Origin of the sequence: Kitasatospora atroaurantiaca, from assembly GCF_007828955.1 — a bacterium.
Classification (GTDB): domain Bacteria; phylum Actinomycetota; class Actinomycetes; order Streptomycetales; family Streptomycetaceae; genus Kitasatospora; species Kitasatospora atroaurantiaca.
The window spans coordinates 7,691,552-7,708,063 of the sequence record NZ_VIVR01000001.1 but is presented as its reverse complement, the minus strand read 5'-3'; the positions used below and the strand labels follow the sequence as shown (position 1 = coordinate 7,708,063).

The 16,512-nt window shown below is 70.1% G+C and carries 17 protein-coding genes, 1 tRNA gene and 1 pseudogene; 10 read left to right on the top strand and 9 right to left on the bottom strand.

All coding sequences use genetic code 11. The features are described 5' to 3' along the window. Positions 1–66: 66 nt before the first annotated feature. Positions 67–570, bottom strand: coding sequence for a carboxymuconolactone decarboxylase family protein (locus FB465_RS34510; RefSeq protein ID WP_145796916.1), 504 nt, complete (start codon positions 568–570; stop codon positions 67–69). Positions 571–843: 273 nt separating this feature from the next. On the opposite strand from FB465_RS34510, the gene FB465_RS38045 reads away from it, so the two are divergent. From FB465_RS38045 to FB465_RS34500, 3 genes are all read left to right on the top strand, one after another. Further along, positions 844–921, top strand: coding sequence for a 50S ribosomal protein bL37 (locus tag FB465_RS38045; RefSeq protein ID WP_416529542.1), 78 nt, complete (start codon positions 844–846; stop codon positions 919–921). Between the two features lie 315 nt (positions 922–1,236). After that, positions 1,237–1,713, top strand: a complete 477-nt coding sequence (locus FB465_RS34505) for a DUF485 domain-containing protein (RefSeq protein ID WP_145796914.1) — start codon at positions 1,237–1,239, stop codon at positions 1,711–1,713. After that, a complete protein-coding gene (locus FB465_RS34500; protein ID WP_145796912.1) occupies positions 1,710–3,350 on the top strand; it encodes a sodium/solute symporter in 1,641 nt (546 codons plus the stop codon). Before FB465_RS34505 ends, FB465_RS34500 begins: the two co-directional genes overlap by 4 nt. A 43-nt stretch (positions 3,351–3,393) precedes the next feature. On the opposite strand, the gene FB465_RS34495 is transcribed toward FB465_RS34500, so the two are convergent. From FB465_RS34495 to FB465_RS34485, 3 genes are all read right to left on the bottom strand, one after another. Beyond that, positions 3,394–4,053 (bottom strand): TetR/AcrR family transcriptional regulator, encoded by a 660-nt coding sequence (locus tag FB465_RS34495; RefSeq protein WP_145796911.1) that lies wholly within the window; start codon positions 4,051–4,053, stop codon positions 3,394–3,396. Between the two features lie 236 nt (positions 4,054–4,289). Next, complete coding sequence (locus FB465_RS34490) at positions 4,290–5,528, bottom strand: cytochrome P450 family protein (protein ID WP_145796909.1); 1,239 nt, start codon at positions 5,526–5,528, stop codon at positions 4,290–4,292. A 246-nt stretch (positions 5,529–5,774) separates the two neighbouring features. Further along, positions 5,775–6,038: a hypothetical protein gene (locus FB465_RS34485; protein WP_145796907.1), complete on the bottom strand. Its 264-nt coding sequence runs from the start codon at positions 6,036–6,038 to the stop codon at positions 5,775–5,777. Positions 6,039–6,300: 262 nt separating this feature from the next. Here FB465_RS34485 and FB465_RS34480 point away from each other — a divergent pair, with 262 nt between their 5' ends. Together FB465_RS34480 and FB465_RS34475 are read left to right on the top strand one after the other, a co-directional pair. Then, a complete protein-coding gene (locus FB465_RS34480; RefSeq protein WP_145796905.1) occupies positions 6,301–6,840 on the top strand; it encodes a GNAT family N-acetyltransferase in 540 nt (179 codons plus the stop codon). 202 nt (positions 6,841–7,042) lie between these two features. Then, positions 7,043–7,459 (top strand): hypothetical protein, encoded by a 417-nt coding sequence (locus FB465_RS34475; RefSeq protein WP_145796903.1) that lies wholly within the window; start codon positions 7,043–7,045, stop codon positions 7,457–7,459. Between the two features lie 434 nt (positions 7,460–7,893). On the opposite strand, the gene FB465_RS34470 is transcribed toward FB465_RS34475, so the two are convergent. Then, complete coding sequence (locus tag FB465_RS34470; protein ID WP_145796901.1) at positions 7,894–8,919, bottom strand: hypothetical protein; 1,026 nt, start codon at positions 8,917–8,919, stop codon at positions 7,894–7,896. A gap of 914 nt (positions 8,920–9,833) precedes the next feature. Continuing rightward, complete coding sequence (locus FB465_RS34465) at positions 9,834–10,604, bottom strand: GNAT family N-acetyltransferase (protein WP_145796900.1); 771 nt, start codon at positions 10,602–10,604, stop codon at positions 9,834–9,836. A 254-nt stretch (positions 10,605–10,858) separates the two neighbouring features. Here FB465_RS34465 and FB465_RS34460 point away from each other — a divergent pair, with 254 nt between their 5' ends. Beyond that, the gene (locus FB465_RS34460) at positions 10,859–11,266 is read left to right on the top strand and encodes a YciI family protein (protein WP_145796898.1); all 408 of its coding nucleotides are present in this window, start codon (positions 10,859–10,861) and stop codon (positions 11,264–11,266) included. An 8-nt stretch (positions 11,267–11,274) separates the two neighbouring features. Beyond that, complete coding sequence (locus FB465_RS34455; protein WP_145797773.1) at positions 11,275–12,420, top strand: RNA polymerase sigma factor; 1,146 nt, start codon at positions 11,275–11,277, stop codon at positions 12,418–12,420. 249 nt (positions 12,421–12,669) lie between these two features. Here the strand turns inward: FB465_RS34455 and FB465_RS34450 are convergent, their stop codons facing one another. Next, a complete protein-coding gene (locus tag FB465_RS34450) occupies positions 12,670–13,218 on the bottom strand; it encodes a MarR family winged helix-turn-helix transcriptional regulator (protein WP_145796896.1) in 549 nt (182 codons plus the stop codon). A gap of 118 nt (positions 13,219–13,336) precedes the next feature. On the opposite strand from FB465_RS34450, the gene FB465_RS34445 reads away from it, so the two are divergent. From FB465_RS34445 to FB465_RS34440, 3 genes and pseudogenes are all read left to right on the top strand, one after another. Further along, the gene (locus tag FB465_RS34445) at positions 13,337–13,912 is read left to right on the top strand and encodes an NADPH-dependent FMN reductase (RefSeq protein ID WP_145796895.1); all 576 of its coding nucleotides are present in this window, start codon (positions 13,337–13,339) and stop codon (positions 13,910–13,912) included. A 487-nt stretch (positions 13,913–14,399) separates the two neighbouring features. Further along, positions 14,400–14,597 (top strand): annotated as a pseudogene (locus tag FB465_RS37625) (SAM-dependent methyltransferase); the annotation flags it as partial. Between the two features lie 70 nt (positions 14,598–14,667). Then, the gene (locus tag FB465_RS34440) at positions 14,668–15,213 is read left to right on the top strand and encodes a methyltransferase domain-containing protein (RefSeq protein WP_281292374.1); all 546 of its coding nucleotides are present in this window, start codon (positions 14,668–14,670) and stop codon (positions 15,211–15,213) included. Positions 15,214–15,361: 148 nt separating this feature from the next. Here FB465_RS34440 and FB465_RS36125 read toward each other — a convergent pair. Together FB465_RS36125 and FB465_RS34435 are read right to left on the bottom strand one after the other, a co-directional pair. Then, a tRNA-Gln gene (locus FB465_RS36125) sits at positions 15,362–15,450 on the bottom strand. A 149-nt stretch (positions 15,451–15,599) separates the two neighbouring features. Further along, positions 15,600–16,280: a DUF6445 family protein gene (locus FB465_RS34435; protein ID WP_145796893.1), complete on the bottom strand. Its 681-nt coding sequence runs from the start codon at positions 16,278–16,280 to the stop codon at positions 15,600–15,602. Positions 16,281–16,512 lie beyond the last annotated feature (232 nt).

Genomic DNA, 16,512 nt, shown 5'->3' with positions numbered 1-16,512 from the left:
GGGCAACCGCGCGGACGAGGCGGGGCTTGGCCGAGTACCAGGTCGGCGGTGGTGGTCGGTGCCCTGTTACGTCCACTGCTCGGCGGGCGACATGCCCGGCAGCGGCTTGCCGATGAGGGCGAGCGGGATGAAGAAGTTGACCTGGCCGATCGCGACGGTCAGCGTGGCGAGCGCCTTGGCGTCGTAGTGCCGGGACACCTCGGCGTACAGCTCGTCGGAGACCCGCTCGCCGTGCGCGGACGGCTGGAGCACCGCTTCCACCAGCGCCAGCGCCGCGCGCTCGGCATCGGTGAAGTACGGCGCGTCCCTCCAGGACGCAACCGCCACGATCCGCTCCTCCGACTCCCCGGCCTTGCGCAGGTTGCCCGAGTGCAGAACGGTCAGGTACGTGTTCCCGACGATCTGCCCGGCCCGCAGATGGACCAGGCCGATCGTGGTCCGCGGCACCGAACGATTGCCAGTGGCCCGGAACAGCCACCCGGACAGCTCCTTGAGCTCCGGGATCAGCTCGACGGGGTCGGACATCCGGGAGGTCATCGTCTTCTCCGCGGCGGTCGAAACAGCTTCCATGGTCAGTCGTCCTTTCGGGAACCTCGAACTGCGGTCACTGCTATGACCCGCCGCGACGGACGAACGTGACCGGCGGACACCACCGATCGACAAAAAATCTTCCGCTGCCCACCGGCGCGCGGTCTCGTGGCTACCGGCCCGCCGGGGTCGCGTCCCCGCACGGCCGCTGAGCCCTCCGTCAGAGCCGGCTCGTTGCCCGACGCCGCGCCGAGGGAACGCCGATGTGGGACGTTGGATTGGGGGCGAAACACAGAGGTTCAGAGAGGCGAGGACATGTCATCAAAGCGACGCCGTAAGAAGAAGTCACGCCGTAACAACGCGGCCAACCACGGTAAGCGGCCCCAGTCCTGAGCAGACCACCGGCGCGGTCCGCCATGGCAACCGGCAGCGCCTCGATCATCGCGCGCGCACTCGCCGGCCCGGGGCAACACCTGGAGGGCAGCAGGCGGCAGGGTCACCCCGACAAGCGAGAGGTCGACCCCTAAGCGGGCCGCGCCGCCCCGGGCCGCCTGGTCACGGCCGGATCACCCCGAACCAACAAGTACATACCACCATCCATTGACTGGACACATGTCTAGTCAATGGGCATGAGGGTGGCTAGGCTGACGGCCCTCGACCGGCGGCTGACTCCCCACCCATGCCGGCCAAGGACGCAAGGACACCCTCATGTCATCCCCCTTCCAGCCGTATGCCCAGCGGCCGGCCGCCCCCGCGCCGCCGTCCGGGCCACCCTCAACGACCCTCCGCAGGGAACTCGCCGCACTGCACCTGACAAGGCTGCAGCTCGCCCGCGGCTTCGCCGTCGCCAACGGCCTCTTCTTCACCGCCGCCCTCCTGCTCGCCTGCACGGCCGGCGGTCTGCTCGGCACCGAGGTGATCGGCCGGATCAACCTGGGCATGGCGCTCGGGCTGATCGAGGGCGTCCTGCTGCTGGGCTCGGCCGCCCTGTTCGACCGCCGGTCGGACCGGGTGGGCGACCGGACCGCCGACGACCTGCGGACCCGGTCCGCCGGGCCGGACGAGCGGCACGCCGCCACCGCGGACGGCCATGACCCGCGCTACGGCAGCCAGTACGCGGCCTGGGACAACTACCTGTACGCTGGCCAGCCGCCCGCCACCGACCACCGGGCGGCGCAGCGATGACCCCCGTGAGCCTCGACGCGGGCACGCCCGCGGTCCTCATCGCCTTCCTGGTCTTCGTCGGCGGTTCCCTGCTGCTGTGCGTGCTGGTCGGCCCCGAAGGCGACCAGGTCTCGGACTTCTACACCGCCAACCGCTCCCTGACGCCCTTTCAGAACGGTCTGGCCCTCTCCGGCGACTACATCTCCGCCGCCACTCTGCTCGGCACCACCGGCATCGTCGCGCTGGCCGGCTACGACGGCTTCACCCTCGCCTTCAGCACCGTGCTCGGCCTGGGCGTCCTCCTGCTGCTGGCCCAGCCCATGCGCAACGCCGGCTGCTACACCCTCGGCGACATCCTGGAACTGCGCGCCCGCGGCGCCGCGCCGCGGATCGCCGCGGCCGTGGTGACGCTCGCGGTCTCGCTGCCGTTCCTCGTCGTCCAGCTCTCCGGCGCGGGCTCGGCCACGGCACTTCTCCTGGGCTACACCAGCGACGGCGCCCAGCAGTTCTGCATCGCGCTGATCGGCGTGCTGATGGTCTGTTACACGCTGTTCGGCGGCATGAAGGGCACGGGCCTGATGCAGATCGTCAAGGTCGTGCTGACCCTCGGCACGGTGGTGGCGGTGGTGCTGTCGGTGCTCAGCCGCTTCCACTGGGACCTCGATGCGCTGCTCACCGCCGCCGGCGCCGGCAGCGGCCGGCCGGGCGCGTACCTGCACCCCGGCCTGCAGTTCGGCAACACGGTCGAGGGGCGGCTGAACTTCATCGGTCTCCAGCTCACCGTGGTCCTCGGTGCGGCCTGCATGCCGCACATGATCATGCGGGTGAGCGCCGCCCCGACCGGGGCTTCTGCCCGGCGCTCCGCCCGTTACGCGGTCGCCATCGTCGGCGCCTTCCTGCTGGGCGTCGTCCTCCTCGGGCTGGGCGCGGCGGCGATCGTGGGCGACCAGCTGATCGCGGCGGTCAACCCGAACGGCCAGGCCTCCCTGATGCTGCTCGCCGCGGGCCTGCACGGCGGCATCACCACGACCGCGGGCAGCGCGCTCTTCACCGTCGTGGCCTGCGCGGTGTTCGTCACCGTGCTGGCGGTGGTCGCCGGCATCACCCTCGCGGCCGCCGCCGGGCTGGCGCACGACCTGTTCGCCAACGCGGTCCGGCGCGGCCGGATGTCGCAGGCCGTCGAGGTGCGCACGGTCCGCTGGTCGGTGGTGGCGGTGGGCGGCGTGGGCATCCTGCTGGCGATCGCCGCGCAGGGGTACAACGTCCAGTTCCTGTCCTCGCTGGCCGTTGCGGTGGCCGCGTCCGCCGTGCTGCCGGCGCTGGTCTACAGCCTGTTCTGGAAGCGGTACAACCGCACCGGGCTGCTGTGGACGGTGTACGGCGGGCTGCTTGTCGCGTTCGGGCTGCAGTTCTTCTCGCCGACCGTCTCCGGCTCGGCGTTCGCGCTCTTCCCGCACACCGACTTCCACTGGTTCCCGCTGCAGACACCGGGGTTGGTCTCGGTACCGGCGGCGTTCCTCCTGGGCTGGTACGGCACCGTCCGGGCCGAGCGCGCGGGCGAGAGCGTCCCGCCCGACGTCGCCACGGAGGCGGAGGCCCGGGTGCTGCTCGGCACCGAGGCCGGACAGAGCAACGAGCCGGTTGGCTCCATGCGGTAGCGCCCCTCCGGGCACCCTCCTGGGTGCCCGGAGCCGCTGTCGCTCAGTCGTCCGGCTCGCCGCTCCCGGCCCCGCTCGCCTCGAGCGTCGCGTGCCAGTCGGCCGCCATCACATCCAGCAGCAGCTCACGGTCCGGCTGCCAGGTGCACTGCACCACGGTGTCCATGGCCACCTGGTGCAACTGCCGGACCAGGAGCTGCAGCCGCACCCGCGCCCGGGCGCGGGCCTCGTCGTCCCGACCGCGCTCCAGGTAGCCGGGCATCGTGGACACCAGCCGCTCGATCGACGCCGACCGGCGCTCGGCGACCGTACGCTCGACCGCGCCCGCCTCGTTGAGCGCCGCCAGCAGCCTGGCGTGCGACTCGTACCAGCGCAGCGCGTCGTCCATCCAGCGGCGCAGCTGGACCGGTGAACCGATCGCCGCGTCCAACGCGGCGTACCAGCCGCGGTCGGACGGAGTGACGTCCTCGAGAAGCGCCGCCACCGCCTCGGCCTTGGAGCGGAAGTGCAGGTAGAAGGTGGCGCGGCTGGTGCCGGCCCGCCCGGCGATCCCGTCGACCGTCGCGGCCGAGTAGTCCGACTCCTCGAGCACCTCCCGGACCGCGGTGAGCAACCGGCGACGGGTCATCTCGCGGTACTCGGTGCGCAGGGAGACTGCCCGGTCGGCGCGAGGGCCCGGCTCGGCCGATGCTGCAGAAGTCACAGGCCCACCCTATCCCGGCACAAGACCCACACCATCGCCACTCCCCTTCCCGCCAATCAGCCGGCGGGCAGGACGCACTCCACGGCCCCCTCAGCCACCACGCCCCCATACGGCCGCCCACATGACCAGGGTCGTCTGGCGGAGCATCGGCTGGCTCTGCCCGTGCGGAACGCCCCCGGCGTAGAGGGCAAGGCGAGCGGGTTCCCCCTGGCGGGAGGAGCCCGCTCCATCTCGCGTCAGGAGCTGAGAACAACCGGGAGTTCCTGACGACCGTTGGAGATGAAGGACTCCAGCGGGCGCAGCTGCTCGGAGGGGACGGCCAGGGCGAGGGCGGGGAAACGGTCGAACAGGGCGGTAAGGGCGATCCGGGCTTCCAGGCGCGCGAGTTCGGCGCCGAGGCAGAAGTGCGTGCCGTGCCCGAAGGACAGGTGGTCACGGCGGGTGGCCCGGGTGATGTCGAACTGGCCGGCCGTCTCGCCGTGCAGGCCGGGGTCGCGGCCGGCGGCCGAGAAGTTGATGACGATCAGCTCCCCCTGGCGGAGCGTCACGCCGGTCTGCGCGTCGTGCAGGTCCTCGGTGGCGAAGCGCGGAATGATGTTGGCGACCGGGGCCTGGTGGCGCAGGGTCTCCTCGATCACGTCCGCCCAGGTGGCCTTGCCGTCGCGGACCAGGGCGAGTTGCTCGGGGTGGTCGACCATGTTGACGACGGCGTGGTCGAGGAGGTTGACGGTGGTCTCGTGCCCGGCACCGATCAACAGCAATATGCTGTCGAGGAGTTCCTGCTCCGACAGGCTGGTGCCGGTCTCGTCGTCGTGGGCCTCGATCAGCGCGCTGGTGACGTCGTCGCCGAGGTCCTTCCGCTTGGCGGCGACCAGTTCGGTCAGCAGCTGGTAGACGGCCTGGCCGTTGGCGACGGCCTGCTCGGCGGTGGCGTCGGTGTCGAACAGGCTGCCGACCGTGCTGCGGAAGGCGTCGTGCATCGACTCGGGGACTCCGAGCAGGGTGTTGACGACCATCAGCGGCAGCACCCAGGTGAAGCGGGCGTGCAGGTCCACCGGCCCGTCCCCCTCCGTGGCGGCGAGCTGGTCGATCAGGTCGGCGGTGATCTGCTCGATCGCCGGGGTGAGGATGCGGACCCGGCGGGCGCTGAAGGCAGTGCCGAGCAGGCGTCGCAGCCGGGTGTGCTCGGACCCGTGTGCGGTCAGGGCGTTGCGGACGTCGATCCAGATCCGCAGCGGCCAGTCCTCGGCGACCTCGCCGTCGAGGTAGGCCGGCCAGTGCTTGTGAGCGTCCTTGGAAACGCGCGGGTCGGTGAGCAGCCGCTTGATCAGGCCCGGGTCGGTGACCGACCAGGCCCGGATCCCGCCGGGCAGCTCCACCAGGGCCGCCGGGCCCTCGGCACGAAGCAGGGCAGCCTCGCCGTGAATGTCACCGGCGGTCGTGTCGAGACGGTACGGGCAGCGCTGAGAGTCCATCAGGAAGTGTCTCCAGACGTCGGGTCGGTGAATGTCAATCAAGATCAGTTAGCCAGCTTGGAATGTACCCGCACCTTCCGGGCCGGGGGTGGGATTTCCCGGAACCGACCTCGGCGGCCCATGTCCGCCACGATCAGCGAACGCTGTCGGCAAACGGGGCATCGTCTCGCCGACCAGACGTCCTCGTCGACGGAGTTCGCAGTCTGCTCCTCGGCACGCCGACACTCTGCGCCACCGTGGCCCCGTTCACGCGGCACCCGCCGTCAGATCGGCGTGGACGGTCTTTCCGAGTGGTTCCAGCTCGGCGCCCCACCGTCCCTTGGTGAGCTCGTTGACCAGGGCCATCTCCCGACCCGTCCCGTCATCGCCACCGGCGTCGATCAGGCACGGCAGTGTGCGGGAGCCGTCCCGGACCAGTCGGCAGGCGGCGCCCACGGACCGTTCCTCGTACGGCAGGAAGGCCGCCGCAGGCCGCACGACGCGGACCGCGGGCTCCTGCGTCGCGGTCACCACCGCGCCACCCTTCGGTAGGGGCCAGGCCTCAACGGACAGTCCCTGCCGACCATGTGCAGGTGGTCCAGCACCGCCCTGCGGGCCTGGGCGCGGGGTATGTCCACCGGGACGAGGAGGAGGTCGACCGGTGCCGGGACACAGGGCCCGTAGTAGTAGGCGGCGGGGGCCGGACCGGCCCGGGTCTCCACACGGTGACCGGCGACAGTGAGTCCACCCGGATCTGGGACCAGTACGTCAACGACACTCGGAGGAACACCGAATGACCACCGCCAGCATCGAGGTCCGCAAGTTCAACGACGTGACGCCCGTGTGGCAGACCCTCCTCGACGTGTACGCCGATGTCCGGGCACCACTGCTGCACCTGGCGAACTACCGCGTCGAAGCCTTCGCCGAGCGACTGGCCAGGCACGCGAGCGAACCCGGTTGGGAGGCCGTCATCGGCTACGACGGAGGCGAGCCGGTCGGATACGCCTACGGCAACACCCTCGCCGTGGACGACCGCTGGTGGGCGCGGATGGTCAAACCCCTGCCCGGCGGCTACACCGAGATCCCCACCATGGCGCTCAAGGAGATAGGTGTCCGCACGCCCTGGCGCGGCACCGGCACCGCCCGACGTATCCACGACGAACTCCTCGCCGGCCGCCCCGAGGAGCGCGTCACCCTGCTGGTCAACCCACTCGCCGGTGACGGCAAGGTCCAAGCCCTGTACGGGTCCTGGGGCTACGAGGCCATCAACGAGCAGCAACCGTCCCCTGGCTCCCCCCGCCTCACCGCCATGATCCGACCGCGAGCGCTGTGAACTGATCCGGCGGGGCGACCTTGGAGCCCGCTTCCCCCGTGCCCGGCCTGCCCTGCAGGGCATCGAACAGCCGCGCACAGAGACGCCGGTCGGGGCTGCGGGTGAGGTCGACCGTAACCGTGACGGCCTTGTCCGCGGAGCAGATCCTGCTCGGGCCCCAGATGTGCTCGTCCACTCCGATGGCCTTCACCCCGATGCGCGCATGACCGTCCGTGAGCACGGCTCGGTCCCGTTCGAGGAGCCGGTGGTGATGGCGCCGGTCCTGCAGCTCTTCGCCCGGGACGCTCCTGGTGTCGAGTTCCCGGACGGGACGGACGTCGTCCAGGTCTTGTGGTGTCCGGCCTGGCACTCGGGGCGCCCAGGGCCGCGGCCCGCGGTCGTCCGGCGGGCCGCAGCCGACGTCGCAACGCCATTGGACGCGGCACCCAGGCTGAACCACGTCTACAAGGATCGCTGGGTGCCCCGGCCCTGTGTCGTGCATCCCGAGGAACTGGTCGAGTACCCGCCGGTGTGCACGCTGGAAGGCGACCCCGGAGCCCACCTGCTCGGTGTACTACCTGCCAAGCTGGAGACCCGCATTCGACGGTGGGACAGCGGCCTTGCGGACGACCTCTCCTAGGCGGCCCTCGCCCACGCCCCGGGATGGAAGGTCGGGGGCTGGGAATACAGCCGGCCGGACACCGACCCGTTGACATCCTGCCAGTGCGGTGCCCCATGCGGCCTGTCCTGGAGACCTATTCGAACGAGGAACTGGGCGGTCTGTGGACGCCCAACGACACGCCGGAGTTTGTATGGGGCAACCCTGGCAATTCGCAGGACCAGCAGCCGACCGGCGTCTCCATCGCTCGGAATGGCACCACCTGGATACGCCTCTGCACTGCAGATCCTCGTCATCCGCTGGACTTCGGCCTCTTCTGACCCTGCACCAGCGCAATGGGCCAGGCAGGCGTGACGCATAGCCTGAACCCGCGAGCACTGCCCCGGCCAGCCGCAGGCCGGACCTTCTGTTGGCCGAAGTGGCCGCGTGCGAGTGGCCGGCCCGTTGCCCAAGGATCACCGGCGGGCGGTGAGCCGGGTGGCGCTCTCGCACTCGGCGAACGCCCAGGTGCTCTCTCTCGGTTCGGCCGGCTCGCCGGGCGGCTCCTGGTCGAGGCGGCGCAGGAAGTACGTCTCACAACCGACGGCGAGGACGAGCAGGCGGCAGCCCGGCCGCGCGGTCTCCTCCACGATGTCGGCGCAATGGTAGCGGGGGCTTGGTCTGCCGGACGTCACCGATGGTTCGGCATCGACACGAGAACAGGGTGCGGCTGGAGACAGCGTGGTCTCCAGCGCCTCCACCATGGCTGTGATGCGGCGTGAGACCTTGGCCTTGAACTCGTCCGTCTCGTAGAGGAAACGGATCGTCTCGTCAAGATCGAGGTCGGCAAGGCGGATACGTCCGTGACTCGGGACGCGCTGATAATGCTCCTCGAACTCCGTGACGACGCCGTTGAGATAGCTCTCGATCTCCTCGAAGTGCCCGGTGAGTGACTGCGTCACGCTGGCACGCCCGCACTCGGACGGATCCCCGGCCTCCTTGACCGGGATCGCACAGCCGTTGTCCACGTACCCCTCGATGAGCTGAGCACTGCGCGCCAAGGTCTCGAAAACCAGTTGGTGCTTGGATAGGTCGGACAGCAGCCGGGAGTACGCCTTGGCCGTGATGCTTGGCGCTGTTCTGGGGGCCGACTCTGCCTTGAGCATGCGTCGGGCCTGCTTGACACCGTGGTAGGCGTCCAGCATCTCGGTGAGGAAGGCCCTGATTCGGTCGGCCTGACGCTGCTGCTCCAGGCGGGCCTGTTGCAGCTTGAAGGTTGCCAACCCCACCAAGAAGCCCAGGACGGAGAGACCGAGCACCTGCATGCACACCTGCGCGAGGTCATGCGGTGCTGTGTTCGGCTCAGGCCCTGGGCTGAGCTCGATCGCCAACAGGCCCGTGCCCGCGATCCCAGCGACAACGGCGACCATAACCAGCGCACGTTGCTGCTCGGTATCAGCGGGAAACAACCGCTTGAGCCTTCCTGGCCTCTTGTTTGCCATGCTCCTACCTTCCGGAAGCAAGACAGCGCACCACACGATGGGCTACGCCAGCCGGCCCAGACTCGCCCCCCAAGGGCTATCGCTTGGCCGGGTGTGCGCCCGGAGGGAAGCCCGTGCGCTTGGACGTGATCGTCAGGGTACGGTCCGCGGGGGACTGATCAGGATGTGTTCGCCGTGGCGGAGGCTGACATGTCGGCAGCGGTTGAATTTCACCCGTTGTTGACGCGACGTGAGCTACGGCGAGTGGGTGGCTATCGCGGATGTGGTGCTCCGGCCCTCCAAGGCTGGGTGGCAGCAGCATCGGGAGCATGAGAGGCGGGCAGGGCCATTGTCGGCCGACGCCTTGCCTCCCGGCGGCGGCGGTCCGGACCGGGCATCGGTGCCGCGGGGCTCAGATGTGTCCGCAGTAGCTCCATCAAGATCATTCACGGGACTCCGGCCAGAGCCCTGAAATGGGCCGGCGGTGCTCTGAGATCCCAGTTGGTTCATGGTTGAACTGAGTAGGAAGGCTGGCGCGAGCAGTGTCGGTCAGCGGCCCTATGGTCTGCGCATGGGATTTTCTGGCGCTCTCCTCGCGGCGCGTTCGGACCGGTCGCTTCTGGAGTGTTCCGCGATGGCGGGCGTGGGTGTTGATCAGTCTGGCCGCGCAGGCGAGCCCGTTCGTGGAGGAGCTCGTGTTCGGCCTGGTTCGCGCGCTGGGAATCACCTTGGGGTTGCCGGACAGCTCCGCCGGCACCAGCGTGTAGTCGCGCCGTCGGACCGGCAGAGTGGCGCGGAACGTCAAGCGTGGCGAGATAGGTGACCAACGTGAAGCCTCTGGTGGCTACGGACATGATCTTGTAGTGAGACCCGTCCTATCAGAGGCTTTGCGTCTGTCCGCAACGACGGCGGACCGTCCCGGAGCAACGGTCCGCTCAGCTCCCGGGTTCCGTGCGGGTGAAGACGTGCGAGCGGCCGATCGGAGTGAAGCCACGGCGGGCGTACCAACCGCGTGGCCAGTCATCGGGGTCGGCGAGGAGGAAGACCAGGCCGTAGCCCGAAGCGTGCTGCAGTGCGGTGGCGAGGACGGTGTCCGCATAGCCGCGCCGGACGTGAGTGTCAGCGGTGACGACGTCCTCGATCTGGGCGATCCCCTGGGCCACGTCGAGGTAGACGTCGGCCCACGAGCCGACAGTGTCGTTCTCGTCGCGGACGGCGAGGAAGCGGACCTGCTCGGCCCCTCGGAGCCGTGCTGTTCGGCGGTCGGCGAGCTGGTGGACCGCAGCGTCCTCGGCCTGGGGCATCCAGATACGGAGCTGGCGGACCAGAGCGGGGCGCAGGTCTGCGAGGGCGACCGTCTGTGCGGGCGGGCCGGGGACGGCGGCAGTGCCGGAGTGGGTCATGACGAGCTCGGTCTCGTGGGCGTAGCCGGCTGCGGTCAGGACAGGTGCGCAGACGGTGCCGACGGCGTCGTCAAGGACCGTGATCCGGCGGTGGCGCAGGTGACCGAGAGCGCTGTCGGCCAGAGCGGGGAGCTCGGAGGGATCCGTCGGCCCCTCGATGACGAGCTGGTTGTGCTCGTGGGAGGCCGCGTACTCCTGGTCCAGGACGACCACGCCGCCGGGAACCTCGGTCACCACAGCGGCCTGACGCCGGGCGAAGGACCCGCGGAAGGCCGCGATGCGCTGGAGATCCGTGGCTGACATGCGATCAGTCTATGGACCGGCAGCACCTGCAGTGATCATCGTTGAGAAAACCTCGGTTGCTTGGTCGCTGCTGATCGTGGAGGGCCTCACTCCGTCTCGCCCGCCGTGGGACCCGGACACCGCGAGACGGCTCATCCAGGCTCATCCACGAGAGCCCAAGAAATTTCGGACGGCGATGTCGAGAACGCGTGACCGGCTCCGTCCCCGTGGTGAACCCGACCACAATGGGTCGCACAGCACCGAGGAGAAACACGATGGCCAAGTACTTGCTGCTCAAGCACTACCGCGGCGCTCCGGCTGCGGTCAACGACGTGCCGATGGACCGGTGGACGCCGGAGGAGATCTCGGCGCACATGCAGTACATGCACGACTTCGCGGCCCGGCTCGAGAAGACCGGCGAGTTCGTCGACGGTCAGGCGCTCGCGCCCGAGGGCACGTTCGTCCGCTACGACGGCGAGGGTCGCCCGCCGGTCACCGACGGCCCGTTCGCCGAGACCAAGGACCTCATCGCCGGCTGGATGGTGATCGACGTCGACAGCTACGAGCGCGCCATCGAGCTGGCCGGGGAACTGTCGGCCGCCCCCGGGGCGGGCGGGAAGCCGATCCACGAGTGGCTCGAGGTGCGCCCGTTCCTGACCGCGCCGCCCACCATCACGGAGTGACCGCATCGATGAACGAGGCCCTGCTCCGGAGCCTCACGCCGAGCGTGCTCGGGATCCTCGTCCGCCGCGGAGCAGACTTCGCGGCGGCCGAGGACGCCGCGCAGGACGCGCTGGTCGAGGCGGTCCGCGTCTGGCCGGCCGACCCGCCGCGGGACCCGAAGGGCTGGCTGGTCACCGTGGCCTGGCGCAAGTTCCTCGACGCGACCCGCGCGGACGCCGCCCGCCGTCGGCGTGAGGACCTCGTCGACGAGGAACCGGCGCCCGGGCCCGCGCCCGCGGTGGACGACACGCTCCAGCTCTACTTCCTGTGCGCCCACCCGTCGCTGACGCCGTCGTCCGCGGTCGCGCTCACGCTGCGCGCCGTCGGCGGGCTGACCACCCGCCAGATCGCCCAGGCCTACCTGGTGCCCGAGGCGACCATGGCGCAGCGCATCAGCCGGGCCAAGCGCACCGTCTCCGGCGTGAGGTTCGACCAGCCCGGCGACGTCGCCACCGTACTGCGCGTCCTCTACCTGGTCTTCAACGAGGGCTACTCCGGCGACGTCGACCTCGCCGCCGAGGCCATCCGGCTCACCCGGCAGCTCGCGGCCGCGATCGACCACCCCGAGGTGGCGGGGCTGCTCGCCCTCATGCTGCTCCACCACGCCCGGCGCGCCACCCGGACCGCGCCCGACGGCAGCCTGGTGCCGCTCGCCGAGCAGGACCGCGGCCGGTGGGACACCAGGTCGATCGCCGAGGGCGTCGAGATCCTGCAGGCGGCCCTCGCCCGCGACCGGCTGGGCGAGTTCCAGGCCCAGGCCGCCATCGCGGCACTCCATGCTGACGCGCCCACCGCCGAGGAGACCGACTGGGTGCAGATCGTCGAGTGGTACGACGAGCTCGTGCGCCTGACCGACAGCCCGGTCGTTCGGCTCAACCGTGCAGTGGCCGTCGGCGAGGCCGACGGACCGCGCGCCGGCCTGGCGGCGCTCTCGGCGCTGGACGACTCGCTGCCCCGCCACGCGGCGGTGGCGGCGTACCTCCACGAGCGCGACGGCGACCTGGAGACGGCGGCACGGCTGTACTCCGAGGCGGCCCACAAGGCACCCAACCTCGCCGAGCGCGACCACCTGACGCGCCAGGCCGCCCGGCTCAACGCCCGCCGGTGCCGCTGACGGGTCGCGCTCGGACTTTCCCGCGGCACCTGGTGCAGCCCCGTGGCCAGAGCGGCCGCCTCAGAGTGAGTAGGCGGGTCGAGACCAGCTGCACCACGCGTTGCCGGCGGGGAAGCGTTGCGGCGACGACAGGCGCGCCGGCGGCGTGGCGACTCAACAGACCCGCCCGCTGAGGTGCCCGGCGGAGGTGACCACCTGCGACGGTTCGGCTGCCCGATAAGCAGCCATGGCAGCGTCGACCAATCAGGTTCAGCTGCGACCCGGCGCGGCGTCGGCAGCAATGGTGGCAACCTCGCAGGAGTCGGCGGCATCGGCGCAGGGCTCGGCGGTCAGTTCGATGTCCCGCACGCTGCGGGCGATCCGCCCGAGCAGGTCCCGGAATGCTCGGCGCTCATTCTCATCGACCGCCTCGAGGAGCCTGTCCTCGGCCTCTCGCACCTGCCGCTGCAGATCCTGGAGTGCCTTGACGCCCCGGACGGTCGCGACGATCTTGCGCTGGCGTCGATCAGCGGGGTTGAGCCGACGCTCGACCAAGCCCGCCGTAACGAGATCGTCGATCAGGTAGGTCATCACGGTGCGGTCGATCCGCAGGTACGTGGCCAGGGCGAGCTGATTCGGCTGGTCGCCCTGAACCACGGCTGCGAGTGCCTGATAGCCGCGGGCGCCCTGCGGAACGCCGTCGAGAACCGACGCGACGACGGTCCGGTAAGCGTGCGCCAACACGATGAGTGAGAAGCCGAAGTCTCCCGCGAGGTCGACGCAGTCGGCTACCGGCAGGGTCGGCGTCTCGCTGCTCATGACTGGAATGATACTCGCCGACTCTTTGTTGAGTAGATCATCTGCACAGCAGACGATCTATCTGGCAACGCACTTTGCGTATGTGTGAAGCGCCGCGCGGAAGAAGGCAAGACACGCCATGCTCAAGATCGGCATCATCCTCGGCAGTACCCGCCCCAACCGCAACGGCGCACAGGTGGCGAAGTGGGTGCTCGACACCGCCTCGCGCCGCGTCGACGCCGAGTTCGAGCTCATCGACCTCCGCGACCACCCGCTGCCGCACCTCGACGAGCCGCTGCCGCCGTCGCTCGGCCGGTACCAGAACGAGCACACCAGGCAATGGGCGGACAAGATCGCGTCGCTCGACGGGTTCGTCATCGTGACACCCGAGTACAACCACGGCATCCCCGGCGTACTGAAGAACGCCCTCGACTTCCTCTACGCCGAGTGGAACAACAAGGCGGTCGGCTTCGTGTCCTACGGCGGAGTCGGCGGCGTCCGGGCCGTCGAACAGCTGCGCCTGGTCGCCGGCGAGCTCCAGATGCCCGACGTGCGCCAGCAGGTCGCACTGTCGATGATCACCGAATTCGAGAACTACAGCGTCTTCAAGCCCGGCGCCTACAACGTTCCCGCACTGAACACGTTGCTCGACCAGGTCATCGCCTGGAGCACCGCGCTCGCGCCGCTACGCGCGCCCGCGCCCGTGGCCGCGTGAGCGGGCCGTGCCGCCGAGCACAGAGCGGCGCAGCAGCGGACCGAACGCGGCCAACACGAGGGCCGCTCGGCAGCGTCGCCAGCTGCCGAGCAGCGCGACCAGCCACGCTGTACGAAATGTGATCTTGGGCGCGTCCGCCGGCCCCCACCCCCCGTGGCAGCGTCGGCGGCCGGCCAGGTCACCTGGTCGGGCGACCCTCCCGTTTGCCCGACGACCTGCGGTGGGACCACTCGATCCCCGTTCCCTGCAGAATCGAGAAGTCCCATGGTGCTGAACAACGGTCTCGGCGGCCTCGTCCAGGTCGTACTCGACCTCCTCAGATCTCTCGTGGAGGGCGTCCTCTGACCGAGCCGTTCACTCTGGGGACCGCCGATGGCCGGTCGGCCGGCAGCTCAGGCCCCGTCAGCCTCTCGGGCGGCGGGGCCGGTCGCTGTCCGAGGGCGGTGGGCACGGTCGGGTGCCTTCGGCGGTGGACGTCGATGGTGACATGGAGGAGAAGCGCGTCGACGTATGGGCGACCGGGGACGCCTATGAGCGATACATGGGCCGGTGGAGCCGTCTGGTCGCGGACCGGTTCGTGGCCTGGCTCGGTGGCGGGGACGGTCTGCGGTGGCTGGATGTGGGCTGCGGTACGGGGGCGTTGACCGCGGCGGTGGTGGCCAGGTGTGCGCCCCGGATGGTGGTGGGACTGGACCGTTCCGCCGGGTTCGTGGCGTCGGCCCGGTCCGCCGGTCCTTGCGTCGGCGTGCTTCGTGGTGGCCGACGCACTGTCGCTTCCGGTACGCGATGCGGGGTTCGACGTGGCCGTCGGCGGACTGGTGCTCAACTTTCTTCCCGCGCAGGGCGCGGCCGTGGCCGAGGCGGCCCGGGTGGTGCGGCCGGGCGGACTGGTGGCTGTGTACGTGTGGGACTACGCGGAGGGGATGGAGTTCCTGCGCTACTTCTGGGAGGCGGCGGTGGCGGTGGACCGGTCGGCCGCCCCGCTGGACGAACGCCGCCGGTTCGCGATGTGCCACCCCGATGCACTACGAGCGCTGTGGACGCAGGCGGGGCTGGCCGACGTGGCGGTCGCCCCGATCGAGGTGCCCACCGTCTTCGCCGGCTTCGCCCAGCTGTGGGAGCCGTTCCTGGCCGGACAGGGTCCCGCCCCCGGCTACGTCGCCGGCCTCGACCCGCCCATGCGGGACCGGTTGCGTGACGCGCTACGGGTGGCCGTGCCGACCCGACCGGACGGCTCCATCGCGCTCACCGCCCGGGCCTGGGCCGTACAGGGCCGAAAGCCGGCCCACGGCGCGACTTGACACCACCGACCCTGGTGCAGGGGAGATCGACGACAGGGAGTCGGCGGCCTTCCTCGCCGACAAGGTTCTCCTTGAGATCCGTGCCGTGACTGTCCGCGCCAGAGTGCCTGCGAAGGGGATCTCCAGGCCGGATCAATGGCGGCGACGGCGGAGAAGGCAGGATTCGAACCTGCGTGGGCTTGCACCCGACCAGGGCCAGAGCCCCGGTCCCCGATAAACCACTCCGGGCACCTCTCCCAGCAGAGCCGGCCCGCCACACCGCGCGAGCCAACTCCCGTGCGGCGGGCCCGGTATCTCGCGGGCCCCCTGCACACCCACGACTATGCACCGACCGTCTGACCGGGCGCTGACATCCCGCTGACCGATGCGGGGTGCCGGCCTGGGAGTCACGCCATCCAGAAGAAGACCGCCGTCATGCGCTTGTCCTCCAGGGTGCTGCCGCAGTAGCCGGTGGCGGTGTGGATCATGTTGGCGTTGTACAGGAGCAGCCGGTTGTACCGGTGCGGCACGCGGACGTCCTCGGTGAAGGAGTTCGGCGGGACGAATCGTGTACCCAGGGCGTCGACGAGGTTGTTGTGAGGCGCCGTCACCAGGTTCCCGCCGAGCATGCCGCCGGGGAGGCTCTGCCGGTAGAAGCTGGTCCCGCAGTCCTTGGGTACGTTCGGGTTCAGGTACAGCACGGCGGCGTAGCGGCACAGGGCCCGCGAGTCGGTGTGCGGGCGGGGCTCACACTCGCCCTCGCCCACGACCTGGACGCAGTTGTGGTTGAGGGTGGCGCCGCCGGGAGCGGTCTCCGGCCAGATCTTCCGCGCACCGGTCGCCTTCATGACCAGCTTCTCGATGATGGCGAGCTCGGCGGCCTCGAGTCCGGGCATCGTGCGCAGGCCCGGCCAGCTCTCGGGCTTGTGCGGATAGCCCTCGGTCCAGTCGTTCCTGGCGAGGCAGCGCGCCCGTACAGCGTCCGCGTCGGGCAACACGTTGTCCAGCACCCAGTAATCCCGGCCGGGAGTGGGCTTTCGGTACGGCAGAACCGGGAGCACCGGGGTCCCGGGCGTCGGAGGGCGCATGCGGCTGACCATATAGTTCGCCCGCACCACTGTTCTCCCGCGAAAAGGTCAACACTTTCCCATGTCGACACCATGGAGAACAGGACGGAAGGGGACGGATCACACCCCGCGCTCCCACCGACCACCGCCCGGGTGCACCCTGCAGGAGGCGTGTCATGACAGCGGGTCGCCAGACCGTCCGGCGATAGTGAGGAGCTGACTTCCTCCGCGGCGTGAACGCCGGGGATGGGCA

Coding starts and splice junctions, on each gene's coding strand:
- FB465_RS34510 (WP_145796916.1), bottom strand. CDS start 570: ATGGAAGCTGTTTCGACCGCCGCGGAGAAGACGATGACCTCCCGGATG.
- FB465_RS34490 (WP_145796909.1), bottom strand. CDS start 5,528: ATGGACTCTCAGCGCTGCCCGTACCGTCTCGACACGACCGCCGGTGAC.
- FB465_RS34475 (WP_145796903.1), top strand. CDS start 7,043: ATGACCGTCCGTGAGCACGGCTCGGTCCCGTTCGAGGAGCCGGTGGTG.
- FB465_RS38045 (WP_416529542.1), top strand. CDS start 844: ATGTCATCAAAGCGACGCCGTAAGAAGAAGTCACGCCGTAACAACGCG.
- FB465_RS34460 (WP_145796898.1), top strand. CDS start 10,859: ATGGCCAAGTACTTGCTGCTCAAGCACTACCGCGGCGCTCCGGCTGCG.
- FB465_RS34450 (WP_145796896.1), bottom strand. CDS start 13,218: ATGAGCAGCGAGACGCCGACCCTGCCGGTAGCCGACTGCGTCGACCTC.
- FB465_RS34470 (WP_145796901.1), bottom strand. CDS start 8,919: ATGGCAAACAAGAGGCCAGGAAGGCTCAAGCGGTTGTTTCCCGCTGAT.
- FB465_RS34500 (WP_145796912.1), top strand. CDS start 1,710: ATGACCCCCGTGAGCCTCGACGCGGGCACGCCCGCGGTCCTCATCGCC.
- FB465_RS34480 (WP_145796905.1), top strand. CDS start 6,301: ATGACCACCGCCAGCATCGAGGTCCGCAAGTTCAACGACGTGACGCCC.
- FB465_RS34465 (WP_145796900.1), bottom strand. CDS start 10,604: ATGTCAGCCACGGATCTCCAGCGCATCGCGGCCTTCCGCGGGTCCTTC.
- FB465_RS34435 (WP_145796893.1), bottom strand. CDS start 16,280: ATGCGCCCTCCGACGCCCGGGACCCCGGTGCTCCCGGTTCTGCCGTAC.
- FB465_RS34455 (WP_145797773.1), top strand. CDS start 11,275: ATGAACGAGGCCCTGCTCCGGAGCCTCACGCCGAGCGTGCTCGGGATC.
- FB465_RS34445 (WP_145796895.1), top strand. CDS start 13,337: ATGCTCAAGATCGGCATCATCCTCGGCAGTACCCGCCCCAACCGCAAC.
- FB465_RS34505 (WP_145796914.1), top strand. CDS start 1,237: ATGTCATCCCCCTTCCAGCCGTATGCCCAGCGGCCGGCCGCCCCCGCG.